Annotated in this window: 13 protein-coding genes; 8 read left to right on the top strand and 5 right to left on the bottom strand. The window is 70.4% G+C overall.

The features are described 5' to 3' along the window. Positions 1 to 43: 43 nt before the first annotated feature. Positions 44 to 1,621, bottom strand: coding sequence for a GMC family oxidoreductase (locus DQW06_RS06510; protein WP_013156392.1), 1,578 nt, complete (start codon positions 1,619 to 1,621; stop codon positions 44 to 46). Positions 1,622 to 1,650: 29 nt separating this feature from the next. Beyond that, the gene (locus DQW06_RS06515) at positions 1,651 to 3,177 is read right to left on the bottom strand and encodes an aldehyde dehydrogenase family protein (protein WP_041553454.1); all 1,527 of its coding nucleotides are present in this window, start codon (positions 3,175 to 3,177) and stop codon (positions 1,651 to 1,653) included. Between the two features lie 329 nt (positions 3,178 to 3,506). Between DQW06_RS06515 and DQW06_RS06520 the strand changes: the two genes are divergently transcribed. Then, positions 3,507 to 4,169 (top strand): class II aldolase/adducin family protein, encoded by a 663-nt coding sequence (locus tag DQW06_RS06520; RefSeq protein ID WP_117198143.1) that lies wholly within the window; start codon positions 3,507 to 3,509, stop codon positions 4,167 to 4,169. Between the two features lie 269 nt (positions 4,170 to 4,438). Then, positions 4,439 to 4,846, top strand: coding sequence for a VOC family protein (locus tag DQW06_RS06525; RefSeq protein ID WP_013156389.1), 408 nt, complete (start codon positions 4,439 to 4,441; stop codon positions 4,844 to 4,846). Between the two features lie 25 nt (positions 4,847 to 4,871). On the opposite strand, the gene DQW06_RS06530 is transcribed toward DQW06_RS06525, so the two are convergent. Beyond that, the gene (locus DQW06_RS06530) at positions 4,872 to 5,639 is read right to left on the bottom strand and encodes an alpha/beta fold hydrolase (protein WP_013156388.1); all 768 of its coding nucleotides are present in this window, start codon (positions 5,637 to 5,639) and stop codon (positions 4,872 to 4,874) included. Positions 5,640 to 5,797: 158 nt separating this feature from the next. Here DQW06_RS06530 and DQW06_RS06535 point away from each other — a divergent pair, with 158 nt between their 5' ends. The 4 genes from DQW06_RS06535 to DQW06_RS06550 all read left to right on the top strand — a co-directional run bounded on the left by DQW06_RS06535 (position 5,798) and on the right by DQW06_RS06550 (position 8,174). Then, on the top strand, positions 5,798 to 6,331 hold the full coding sequence (locus DQW06_RS06535; RefSeq protein WP_071623116.1) for a DinB family protein: 534 nt from the start codon (positions 5,798 to 5,800) through the stop codon (positions 6,329 to 6,331). Positions 6,332 to 6,416: 85 nt separating this feature from the next. Then, the gene (locus DQW06_RS06540; protein ID WP_117198147.1) at positions 6,417 to 6,638 is read left to right on the top strand and encodes a type II toxin-antitoxin system VapB family antitoxin; all 222 of its coding nucleotides are present in this window, start codon (positions 6,417 to 6,419) and stop codon (positions 6,636 to 6,638) included. Continuing rightward, positions 6,635 to 7,045, top strand: a complete 411-nt coding sequence (locus DQW06_RS06545; RefSeq protein WP_117198144.1) for a PIN domain-containing protein — start codon at positions 6,635 to 6,637, stop codon at positions 7,043 to 7,045. Before DQW06_RS06540 ends, DQW06_RS06545 begins: the two co-directional genes overlap by 4 nt. Positions 7,046 to 7,415: 370 nt before the next feature. Further along, the gene (locus DQW06_RS06550; RefSeq protein WP_071621009.1) at positions 7,416 to 8,174 is read left to right on the top strand and encodes an SURF1 family protein; all 759 of its coding nucleotides are present in this window, start codon (positions 7,416 to 7,418) and stop codon (positions 8,172 to 8,174) included. Here DQW06_RS06550 and DQW06_RS06555 read toward each other — a convergent pair. Both DQW06_RS06555 and DQW06_RS06560 read right to left on the bottom strand, forming a co-directional pair. Next, entirely contained in the window at positions 8,150 to 8,557 is a 408-nt protein-coding gene (locus DQW06_RS06555; protein ID WP_013156385.1) for a DUF3817 domain-containing protein, read from the bottom strand. The two genes, DQW06_RS06550 and DQW06_RS06555, sit on opposite strands and share 25 nt — an antisense overlap. A 141-nt stretch (positions 8,558 to 8,698) precedes the next feature. After that, positions 8,699 to 10,222 carry a glycosyltransferase gene (locus DQW06_RS06560; RefSeq protein ID WP_117198145.1) on the bottom strand — a complete coding sequence of 508 codons (1,524 nt, stop codon included), beginning with the start codon at positions 10,220 to 10,222 and terminating at the stop codon, positions 8,699 to 8,701. Between the two features lie 348 nt (positions 10,223 to 10,570). Between DQW06_RS06560 and DQW06_RS06565 the strand changes: the two genes are divergently transcribed. Together DQW06_RS06565 and DQW06_RS06570 are read left to right on the top strand one after the other, a co-directional pair. Next, complete coding sequence (locus DQW06_RS06565; protein ID WP_117198146.1) at positions 10,571 to 11,302, top strand: WbqC family protein; 732 nt, start codon at positions 10,571 to 10,573, stop codon at positions 11,300 to 11,302. Between the two features lie 96 nt (positions 11,303 to 11,398). Then, positions 11,399 to 12,112, top strand: a complete 714-nt coding sequence (locus DQW06_RS06570) for a PIG-L deacetylase family protein (protein ID WP_013156382.1) — start codon at positions 11,399 to 11,401, stop codon at positions 12,110 to 12,112. Positions 12,113 to 12,160: the final 48 nt, after the last annotated feature.

The raw sequence follows: 12,160 nt of genomic DNA on the forward strand, positions 1-12,160 counted from the left end.
GGGCAGGGGTCCTCCCCCTACCCGGCCGCTCCACTCGGCCTGCTCAGCGGTCCGCGGTGCCCTCCCCGGCCAGCGCGTCCTGGCGGATGAGGTCGGCGGCGCGCTCGCCCAGGGCCAGGACCATGACCATGGGGTTGGGCGTCGGCAGCGTGGGGAACACCGACGCGTCGGCCACCCGCAGGCCGCGCAGCCCGCGCACGCGCAGGCGCGGGTCGACCACGGCGCCGTCGTCGTCGGCGGCGCCCATCCGGCAGGTGCCCGCCGGGTGGTAGACGGTGTGGGCGGCTCGGCGGCCGTACTCGGACAGCTCCTCGTCGCTCTGGACGCCGGGGCCGGGGGCGACCTCCCTGGTGATCCAGGACCGGAACGGCTCGGTGGCGGCGACCTCGCGGGCGATCCTGAGGCCGTCCACGATCGTCCTCTCGTCGTAGCCCTCGGGGTCGGTGAAGTACCGGAAGTCCAGTTCGGGCTTCTCGCGGGGGTCGCCACTGGCGAGGCGGAGCTTGCCGCGCGAGCGCGCGCGGGGGATGTTCGGCGTCATGCAGACCGCGTATCCGTCGGGCGGGGACTCGTAGCCCAGCCGCCTCGTGTTGTCGTCGAAGGGGACCTGGTAGATGTGGAACATCAGGTCCGGGCGCGGGTCGGAGTCGTCGCGCCGCACGAACAGGCCCGCGTCGGAGTGCATCACCGTGTTCGTCGGGACCGGCCTGCTGGTCTCCCACATGATGATCGACTCGGGGTGGTCGAGCAGGTTCTCGCCGACGCCGGGCAGGTCGTGGCGGGGTTCGATGCCCGCCTCGCGCAGTTCCCCGGCGTTGCCGACCCCCGAGAGCATGAGCAGCCGGGGCGAGTCGACCGCTCCCGCGCACAGGATCACCTCCCGGCGGGCGCTGACGGTGGTGCGCGTGCCGTCCTTCGCCGTGGCGCTGACCCCCGTGGCGCGGTCGCCGTCGAACAGCAGCCGGTCGGCCCAGGTCTCCAGCATGACGGTGAGGTTGTCGCGCACGTCCATGATGGGGTGGAGGTAGGCCACCGAGGCCGAGGAGCGGTGGCCGGTGTAGGGGTCGTAGGCGATGGACAGGAAGCCCGCCCCGCACGCGAAGCCGCCTCCGTGCGAGGTCAGGGCGTTGAAGTCCTCCACCACCGGGACACCGGCCGCCTCGGCCGCCGAGGCCACCCAGTCCCTGACCATGGCGTTGCGGTCCTTCTCGGCGACCGGGACGATGTTGCACCTGATCCGGTCCGCGTAGGACTGCACGGTGGCGTTGTCCCAGCCCTCGGCGCCCGCCGCGACCCAGTCGTCCAGGTCCTCGGCGAACGGCCGGAAGCTGATGAGCGTGTTGTGCGAGGAGCACCCGCCGAGCACGCGGGCCCGGGAGTGCAGGATGTGGGAGTTGCCGCGCGGCTGCTCGACGGTGGTGTAGCCGTAGTCGAGTTCCCCGTCCAGGACGCTCAGCCAGTCGCGCAGGCGCAGGACGTGCTCCAGGTTCCGGTCGTCGGGACCGCCCTCGATGAGGCACACGGTGGTGCCGGGGTCCTCGGTGAGCCGGTTGGCGATCACCGATCCCGCGGTGCCGCCTCCCACGATCACGTAGTCATAGGTGCTCTCGGTCGGGTCCACGGTCCGGGTCCTCTCGTCGCTCGGCCCCGTCAGCCGAACCAGCGCTGCGGTTCGGGGGACAGGTTGCGGTAGACGTGCTTGGCCTCGCGGTACTCGTCCAGGCCCGCGAGTCCGAGTTCGCGGCCGATCCCGCTGCGGCCGTAGCCGCCCCACTCGGCGCCGGGGAAGTAGGGGCCGTAGTCGTTGATCCAGACGGTGCCGTGGCGCAGGGCCGCCGCGACGCGCTCCCCGCGGGCGGTGTCGTCGGTCCACACTCCGCCGGAGAGGCCGTAGTCGGTGTCGTTGCCCAGCTCGACGGCCTGCTGCTCGGTCTCGAACCGCTCCACGGTCACGACCGGGCCGAACACCTCGGTCTGGACGATGTCCATGGCCCGGTCGCAGTCCACGAACACGGTGGGCCGGTAGAAGTAGCCCTGCGCGAGGTCCGGGTCGTCGGGCCGCCTGCCCCCGGCGATGATCCGGGCGCCCTCCTCGACGCCGCGAGCGACCGCGGCCTCCACCTTGGCGCGGTGCTCGGCCGACACCAGCGGGCCGCAGCGCACGCCCTCGTCCTGGCCTCGGCCGATGCGGATGGCCTCGGCGCGGCGGGCGAGTTCGGTGGTGAAGGCGTCGTGGACGTCGTTGTGCACGATGAGGCGCGCCCCGGCCGAGCAGACCTGCCCGGAGTGGAAGAACGCGGCGCTGAGCGCGTAGTCCACGGCGGTGTCCAGGTCCACGTCCGGGAAGATGATGTTGGGGTTCTTGCCGCCGAGTTCCAGGGCGATCTTCTTGACCGTCTCGGAGGCCGCCGCCATGATCCGCCTGCCGGTGGCCAGACCGCCGGTGAAGGAGATCAGGTCCACGTCGGGGTGCTCGGACAGCGGGGCGCCCGCGTCGGGGCCGCTGCCCGTGACCAGGTTGACCACGCCCGCCGGGACGCCCGCCTCGGTGGTGAGCTCGACCAGCTTGGCGGTGGTGACCGGTGTGATCTCACTGGGCTTGACCACCATGGTGTTGCCCGCGGCCAGGGCCGGGGCCATCTTCCAGGCGAGCTGGAGCAGAGGGTAGTTCCAGGGCGTGATCATGCCGCAGACGCCGACGGGCTCGTAGACCACCTTGCTGTGCACGCCCTCGGGCGCGGAGACCAGGCGGCCCGTGTCCTTGTCGGCGAGACCGGCGTAGTAGCGGAAGACGCCGGTGACGTCGTCGACGTCGATCCCGCCCTCCTCGATGGTCTTGCCGGTGTCGAGGGACTCCATGACCGCGATCTCCTCGCGGTCGCGCTGGAGCAGGTCGGCGATGCGGTCGAGGACGCGTCCGCGCTCCCCGGCGGGGGTGCGGGGCCACTCGCCGCCGTCGAAGGCGCGGCGGGCCGCGGCGATGGCCTCCTCGGAGTCGGCCCTTCCGCCCTCGCTGACGATGGTCAGGACGGAGGCGTCGGCGGGGTTCAGGATCTCCCGCACCCGGCCGTTGCCGGCCGCCCGCCACCGACCGTCGATGTAGAGGCTGGTGGCCGTCGCCGACCCCGGTTCCGCCAGGTACGGCACGGACGGAAGGGTTACGTAGAGTTCGTTCACGGGTCCGGTTTGCCCCGGATCGTTAGTCACAAACAGCCTCGTCTCATCAGACTCTTCCGCCATGTACGCCCTGTTGACCGGCCTGGTCTGCGCGAACAACCCGACCCAGTGGAATCGCCCGTGGTCCGGCCCGCGTCACATCCGGGCCAACAACTACTCGGAGTCACGATCGGGGGAGCGGCGGAACACCCTCGCCTGGGGAAGACGGGGACGAGAGTTTGACGTACATTGAGGTGTGCCCTTAGTTGAGGCATACCTAAGCGGGTTCGTCCGGACTCCCGAGCCCCCGCGGCACGGACCGCGCCCACCGCGCACCCCTTGAGGAAGGCATGCTGCTCGAACAGGAACGCCGTGACGTGTGTCTGACCGCCCGCGCCCTGGCCGCGGACCCGGGCACCGCGCCCGGCGAGTCGGGGACCGTCAGCGTCCGCAGCGGCGACCTGCTGGTCGTCACGCCCCACGGTGTCCGCCTCGACCAGATCCAGCCCGCCGACTGCCCGGTGATGTCGCTCGACGACCGCGTGCTGGAGGGAAGGCGCGACCCCGCCGCCGAGGCCACGCTGCACATGGCCGTGCACCGCCTGGCCGCCGAGCACGACCGCGACGTCACCGCGGTGGTGAACGCGTTCACGACCGACACCGTCGCGGTGTCCTCGGTCCTGGCCGAGCTGCCCGCCATCCACCACCGCGCCGCCGGTCTGGGCGGGGCGATCGCCGTCACCCCGTACACCACCTACGGCACCGGCGAGATCGCCGACCACGCCGTCAAGGCGCTCAAGGGCCGCGACGCCGCGCTGCTCGCCGACCACGGCGGCCTCGCCCTGGGCCGCGACCTGGGGCACGCGCTGGAGAACCTGCGGCTGCTCGACTGGCTCAGCGGCGCGTACCTGAGGGCCCGCCAGCTCGGCGAGCCCCGCGTGCTGTCCGAGGACGAGCTGGCCCGGGTCCGCGAGCGCGACACCTACGGCTGGGCGGGCCCGGACATCCTCTGAGGCCCCGGCCGAGCCTCTGCGGCCAGGCCGTCGGAACGCGCCTTGGCGTCCCGGCCGGTTCTCCCCGTCCGCGCCGCGTGGGCGGCGGTGACGAGGTCGAGCGCGCACCTCTACCCCAGGCCCCAGGTCGGGGAGCCCGGACGGCGACGCGGAGAACGCGTTTCGAACCCGGTGCCGGGGAAGAGGAAAAACGGGTGTGGACAACCCCCCACGCGACGCCCGGAACGGGACAATGGTGCCAAGACCGATGCCGAACGGCAGGAGACCCCATGCGCTGCAGCTACATCCGGCTCCTCGTCAACGACTACGAGGCCTGCTTCCGCTTCTACTCCGAGGTGCTCAAGCTCCCCGTGCTGCGCGGGGACGAGGGTAGCCGCTACGCGGAGTTCGACGTCGAGTCGGGGACCCGGCTGGCGATCAACCAGCGCGAGGTGATGGCGGAGGCCCTGGAGACCGACACCGCCGACCCGGCGCTGCCCAACCAGGACCGGTTCGCGGTGATCTTCGAGGTGGACGACGTCGACGCCACGGCCGCCAGACTGGTCTCGGACGGCGCCCGGCAGGTGATGGAGCCGCGCGACTGGACCGCATGGGGTATCCGCGCGGCGCACTTCCGCGACCCCGACGGCTACCTGCTGGAGATCAACAGCCCGCTGATCCCCCTGGCGCAGGTCTGATCCCGCCTCCCCGGACGGGCTCCCCTCAGCCGGACAGGTGCTCCAACAGCAGCTCGTTCACCCGGTCCGCGCGCTCGACCCCGAGCAGGTGCGCGGCGCCGGAGACCACCTCGAACCGGGCTTCGGGGATCCCGTCCGCCAGCCTCCGGCCGTGGCCGGGCGGCAGCATCGGGTCGTGGGCGGCCGACACCACCAGGGTCGGCACCCGCACGGAGGCCACCAGGTGGCGCTGGTCCATCCCGGCCACGGCGTCGCAGACCGCGGCGAAGCCCTCCGGGTCGAGCCCGCCGAACTCCTCGGTCAGCCGGGCCACGACCCGCGGCCGCTCCTCGCCCATGTCCGGGGTGAACCAGGGCCGCACCACGTCCGCGGTCACCGAGTCCAGGCCCGACGAGCGCACCCGGGAGGCGAGGAGGTCCCACCGGTGCGTCCGCGGGGTGCGGGGCGCCGCGGCCAGCAGCACGAGGCGTTCCAGGGTGCGCGGCGAGTTGGCCGCGATCCACACCAGCAGCGCCCCGCCGAGCCCGGCGCCCACCGCGTGGACCCGGGTCAGGCCCTGGGCCTCCAGGACTCCGAGCAGGTCCAGGGCGAGTTCCTCGACGGTGTAGGGGCCCTCCGGGGCCGGAGAGGAGCCGTGCCCCCGGTGGTTGACCCGCAGGACCCTGTGGTCGCGGGTGAGTTCGGGCAGCTGCGGTTCCCAGACCGACATCGTGGTGCCGAAGGGCGGCACGAGCAGTACGACGGGCGCGTGCCGGGGTCCGTCGAGCCGGTACTGGAGCGGAATCAAGGTCATGGAACCTCCGAGTCGCCAGAACGCCAGGCTATCGGCAGAGCCCCGTTCGGGGCCGCACCCTTTCCTCCCGTTTTCCGTCCGGTGGAGGACCGTAACTGACCTCCACTCTCCCTAGAGTCCTCGTGTACCGAGTCGGGCAGGGCGAGAAAGCGGTGGTCATGGTGGTCACGACGGCGACGAGCACGGTGGACGTGGAGCGCGCGAGCCTCCTGCGGTTCCTGGAGGACCAGCGCGACTTCCTGCGCCTCACGGTCCGGGGCCTGGACGACGAACAGGCCGCGCGGCGCACCACGGTGAGCGAACTGACCCTCGGCGGGCTGGTCAAGCACGTGACCCGGGCCGAGCGCAACTGGATCCGGTTCGTCCGTGAGGGAGCGGTCCACCCGAAGGTGGACTACGAGGATCCGGCCACCTGGGAGGAGCAGGCCGACAGCTTCCGGTTGCTGGAGGGCGAGACCCTCGACAGCGTCCTGGCGGACTACGCGCTGGCCGCACGGGAGACCGAGGAGTTCGTCAACGGCCTGCCGGACCTGGAGGTCAGCCACCGGCTCCCGGACGCGCCGTGGTTCCCCGAGGGCGCCTCCTGGTCCGCCCGCGACGCGCTGCTGCACGTCATCCGCGAGACCGCGCAGCACTGCGGGCACGCCGACATCCTGCGCGAGGCCCTGGACGGCCAGAAGAGCATGGGCTGACACGGCGTTCCCCCGTTGGCGGACTATCATGGCGATGTACATGGACTCCATATCCGGTGTACATCGCCATGATGCGAGGTGGAACATGAGCCTGACCCAGATCGACGTCGACGACGAGGCGCTCCAAGAGGCCATGCGCCTGTCCGGCACGCGCACCAAGAAGGAAACGGTGAACCTGGCCCTTCGGGAGTACGCGCGCAGACACCGGCGCATCGCGGCCCTGGAGCAGTTCGCCGACCTGGCCAAGGACTGGGACTACGAAGGCTGGAAAGAGCAGCGGGCGGCCGCGAAGGAGCCGTACACGTGATCCGGTTCCTGATCGACTCGTCCGCGCTGTGGCGTGTGCTCCGGGACGAGAAGTACAGGCTGGCCTGGCGTGAGGTCATCACGGAAGGCGCCGTGGGCTCGTGCACCGTACAGCGTGTCGAGTTCCGTCGCTCCGCACGCAACCTCGACGAGTACGAACAGTTCAACGACATGTTCGAGGTGCTCCACCCGAACGTCCCCGTGCCGAAGAGCGCCTGGCAGTGGGTGGAGTCCGCCCAGTACCGACTCCTGCGCGCGGGCGCACACCGCGCGCTGTCGTCGGTGGACCTGCTCATCGCCGCCACGGCCGCCCACCACGGACTCGTCGTCCTCCATGACGACGACTTCGCGACGGCCGCGCGCCACCTCACCGACCTGAGGGAGCGCCGGATCCAGGACATCCCCTGAGAGAACTTCCGGGAACGGTGGGAAAACGACGGGGGCGCCCCCACTGACCTGTGGGAACGCCCCCGGTTACGAGGTGGCGAGGGTCGCTTCCGCATCCCCCCTCAAAGTACGGAAGCGACCCTCGCGCTGGGAAGCGGCCGGCGACTCCTCCCCCCTGGAGTCGCGGCCTTGAAGGCCTGCCGCGGAAACGACCCGGTCGTCCCGCGTTGATGGAGACACTACCCACCACAACCTCGAAGAACAACCCTGAGTCACGATGAACTACTTAAAGTGATCGTCATTCCTCGGCAGGCGGCGGGCCAAGCCCGTGTGCGTAGCGTCAAACCGGGGTCATGACGGGGCGCTCGGGGACCACGCTTAGCCTGGTCTGGTGAGATCACCGCTCCTCAGCCCACGGTGGCTCGGCATCCACCTGCTCGCCCTGCTGGTCGGCGTCGTCTGCGTCGCCGGTACCGCCTGGCAGTTCGTCCGCGCCTTCGAACCCGACCGCGAGGTCATCACCAACCCGGTCGCGGACCTGGCCGGCGCCGTGCCCGTCTCGGACCTGCTCGAACCGGGCCAGTACATGCGCCCGGACTCCTTCGCCAACAGCGCGGTGGAGGCCAGCGGCAGCTACGACGCCGACGCCCAGCTGCTGGTGCCGCGCGTCGTGGACGGCGTGCGCGGCTACGACGTCATCGTCCCCCTGGTCACCGACGACGGCGCCGCCGTCACCGTCAACCGGGGCTGGGCCGAGGAGGGCCAGGACATCCCGCCCGTGCCGGGGGGCGAGGTCACGGTCACCGGCTGGCTGCTGCCTCCGGCGGGCTCGGAGGGGGTCGTGCCGGTGGACGTCTCCGAGGGCCAGGTCGAGCGCATCGCCACGTCCGTGCTCGTCAACGAGTGGGACCACCCGCTCTACGAGGGATACGTCACCCTGCCCGAGACGGACCCTGCCACCGCCTCGCTCGTCCCCGCGCCGCCGCCCGAGCCGCCCACGGGGTTCACCGTCAACTGGCGCAGCCTCAGCTACACCGTGCAGTGGGCGATGTTCGGCGTCTCCGCCGTGGTCTTCTGGATCCTGCTGATGCGCCGGGAGCTGCGCGAGGGCGGCTCCCGGGAGGATCAGCCCGCGGTCGCGGGCTCCTGAGCCCGTCCGGCCTCGCGGTCCTTGGCCTGCTCCGAGCGCACGATCCGGTGCTCGACCACGAAGCCGAGCACGGGGATGGTGCCCGCGAGCGCCACGCCCAGCGTGCGGGAGGCGCTCCAGCGGCGGTCCAGGGCGACCCACAGGACCACGAAGACGTAGGCCATGTAGATGTAGCCGTGCGGCATCGCGATGTAGAGCATGAGCGGCGACTCGGGGCCGAACCAGTGCTCCAGGCCCTGCGGCGCGCCCACCAGGGAGAAGCGGGCGGTCTCCCCGACCAGGTACTTGGCGGGCATGGCCACGAAGGTCAGGCCCAGCAGGAAGACTCCGGTCACGTACGCGAGCACCCGGTACAACGCGAACGACACGCGCCTCTTGTCCACGGCTGATCCCCCTCAGACGACTGCGTCCCCGCTCCGGCGAGACAGGTCCGCGGGCGGGCGAAAATCAGCCTAAACGCTGTCCGGTACCCCGGGCGCCCGGGGTACCCGGGGCCGGACGATCTCACGTCACCGCAGGTCGGGTCACCTGCCCGAGACGCGGTCCGGGCTGCTCCACCGGCCGTCGGACTCGGTGGTCCACGCCTTGGGGATCATCCGCAGCGCGAGGTAGGCGTCCACGAGCCGGATCGGGAAGAAGAGCAGGCCGTAGACCAGGTAGGACGGCCGCCGCCGGATCGCCGCCATCAGGCAGGTGAGCATGTAGTCCGGGATGAACAGGCCGATGGCGATCGCCAGCAGCGGCAGGAAGGCCGTCACCGCGGTGAAGGCCTCCCCGACGAACGGCAGGCTCAGGAAGAACTCGCCGCCCAGCGTCCCCGCCAGGACGAACAGGCCGACCACGGTGGTGACCAGCAGCACGGCGGAGACCAGGACCACCTCCAGGATGTACAGCGCCAGGCAGGCCCAGAACAGGCTCGGCCACACCCGGTGGCGCCGGATGGTCTGCCAGAAGCCCAGCGTCCACCTGGTGACCTGCTTGTAGTAATCCCGGAAGGTGAACGGGTCCTGGCTGTAGGCCTTGGTGTCGGGGTTCATCGAGACCCTGCCGAGGCGCTTGTGGTGCACCTCGAAGGTCATGTTGAAGTCCTCGATCACCAGCCCCTTGGGGTTGACGTCGATCTCCCTGAGCGCCTCGCTGCGGTAGACGCTGGCGAAGCCGGGCACGATGAAGGCCGTGTTGGCGTGCCGCCAGGTCTGCCCGAAGCGCATGAGGTACTGGAGCATGAAGTACAGGCGGTCCCGGTAGGCCGAGATCATCCGGCCGACGAAACCGCGCTCCCCGGGCTTCCACTCCGAGACGACGAAGCCCGCGACCGCCGCCACCGACGGGTCGGCCAGCTGCCTCCGGGCGCCCTCCACGTACCCGGGGTCGAGCTCGGTGTCGGCGTCCAGGATGAGGACGCCGTCGTAGTTGTCGGTCAGCGAGAACTCCTCGATGACCGCCTCGATGGCCCCGGCCTTGCCGCGGTTGGCGAGGAGTTCGAGGACGTTCACGCCGGTCTTGGCCGCGATCTGGGCGGTGGAGTCCCTCGACGAGTCCGAGACCACGTAGATGTCCCAGCGTTCGAACAGCCCCATGGCGGAGGCGATGGCGCCGCCGATGACGGGTTCCTCGTTGTGCGCCGGGATGATGACGGCCAGGGACACCTCCCGCCCGGAACCCTCCGCCCGGGCCGCCATGGCCGCCGAGGCGCCCCCCTCGGAGGCGTCGCCGCCCCTCTCGGCGAGTGCGGCGCCGCCGGAACCGCCCGCGCCCACCAGGACGCGTTCGCGGGCCCCGCCCCCGACGGCGCCGCGGTGTCCGGCGCGCGGTGACCGGAGCACGGCGCGCACCGAGTCCTCGCCCAGGCGCACGAGTCCGACGGTGGTCCACAGCAGCAGGTTGGCGCCGAAGGCCAACCACAGGAACACGTAACCCAGGGCGCCGAGGCCGGAGGCCTCGGCCACGTCCGTCGCGTAGCCGAACCAGTAGACAAAGAGTGCCGCGGCCAGGGCGAGGGCGATGAGCCCGATCAGCAGGCCGCCTATGAAACGTGCGGTACGCACAGCGCTAGGACCCTCCGAAGTTCTCGGTTTCGGACCGACATCAACCCGCAAAGTCGGTGTTAGCTTGACGCCCTACGACACCGAGAGGTTCACCCGGGTTCGCGTCCTATGTAGGCCACACAAATCGTATACACGGGCTTGCGGAAGATGGTAACCATAAGAGGATATTTGTGAGCTGTAGCTACGGCTCGTCTGTGGTTTGTCCATCATTGTCCAGGTTCTGGAAAATTCTGCGGAAAGTGACCAGCGGAGAGAAGGAGAATGCTCGGAGTGATCGGCGTTCCGTCCTCATCCTCATCCGGTTCCACTCGAATCCCACAGGTCACCAGCCCGGGGGGTCGCTCCGCCATGAGCAGCCAGGACGGTGCGTCACGCACCGTGGCACTGCACCAGCCGCACTACCTTCCGTGGCTGGGGCTTTTGGATAAAATTGACCGTTCCGACCGTTTCATCATCCTCGACAACGTCCAGTTCGAACGTCGCGGATGGCAGAACCGAAACTACGTCGGCGGCAGCGGAAAACCCGTCCTGCTGACCGTTCCGGTCGTCCAGGGCAGCCGGGACGACCGCATACGGGACAAAGTTGTTGACAACAGTCAGAATTGGAAGTCAAGACACTACAAGTCACTCGCGGAACACTGCTACCGCAAAGCGCCCTACTGGAAGGATTACCGCGACGAAATCGCCCACCTGTACGAACAGGAGTGGGACGGTCTCGCGGACCTGTGCGTGGCGACCACGCGCATGCTGATGCGGTGCTTCGGGATCGACACACCGCTGACGCTGGCCAGTGAGATCGGGGACTTCCCCGGCCGCAAGAGCGAGCTCCTCGCCCAGATCTGCGCCAAAACGGGGGCGCACACCATGCTCTCGGGCGACGGCGCCCGGGACTACCTGGAGCCCGAGACCCTGCACCGCTACGGGATCGACGTCCGGTGGCAGGGCTTCCGGCACCCGGTGTACCCGCAGCACGGGCGCGCCCCAGCCGACTTCGTCCCTCGTCTGTCGGCGATCGACCTTCTCCTCAACACCGGCCCGGAGGCACTGAACGTGCTCAGGCAGGCGAGAACCCAGAGCTGACCCGAACACGGGTCCACCACAGCGCCGCGCCACCGGGCGCGGCGCCGCTCCCCGGGAAAAACCCGATCGCTCTCTAGGCAAAGGACGGAAAACGGTATGACGACGGACTGGTCCCAGGAACGCATCCTGGTGTTCGCGCCCCACCCCGACGACGAGACGCTCGGCTGCGGCGGCCTCATGAGCAAGGCCAAGGCGGCCGGCGCCGAGGTGTTCGTCCAGTTCCTCACCGTCGGGGACACGGCCGACATGTCTCCCAAGGGCTTCTCCACAGCGGAGGAGCGCTACGCGGAGATCAAGAAGGTCGCCGACCACTTCCGCTGGGACGACTGGCACATGGCCCTGCCCGGCGACCAGTACCACCTCAGGCTCGACTCCGTCGCCCGGGTGGACCTCGCCCAGCTGATCGAGCGCGAGAGCCCGCTGTCCATCGAGCGGCTCCGCCCGACCGTGGTGCTCGGACCGCACCACTCCAGTTACAACCAGGACCACCGGGCCGTGGCCGAGGCGGTGCACACCGCCCTGCGCCCGTCCAACACCGCGCTGCGCCACCACCCGAGCCTGGCGCTGGCCTACGAGGAGGCCGCCGACCACTGGCGCTCGGAGCCGCTGTGCCCGCCCAACCTCATCGTCGAACTGGACGAGGTGCAGGTGGTGGACAAGCTCCACGGCATGCAGCTGTACGGATCCCAGTCCCACCAGCACCCGCACACCCGCTCCGAGCCCACCCTGCGCAGCCTCGCCGTCCTGCGGGGCATGCAGGCGGGCGTGGCGCTCGGGGAGGGGTTCCACGTGCTGCGCTGCCTGGCCTGAGCGTTCCCGGACCCGCGGCCGGCGGCGCCGCGCGCCGCCCCACCGTGC

The sequence above is a fragment of the Nocardiopsis sp. TNDT3 genome, assembly GCF_003427465.1.
In the GTDB taxonomy this organism is placed as follows: domain Bacteria; phylum Actinomycetota; class Actinomycetes; order Streptosporangiales; family Streptosporangiaceae; genus Nocardiopsis; species Nocardiopsis dassonvillei.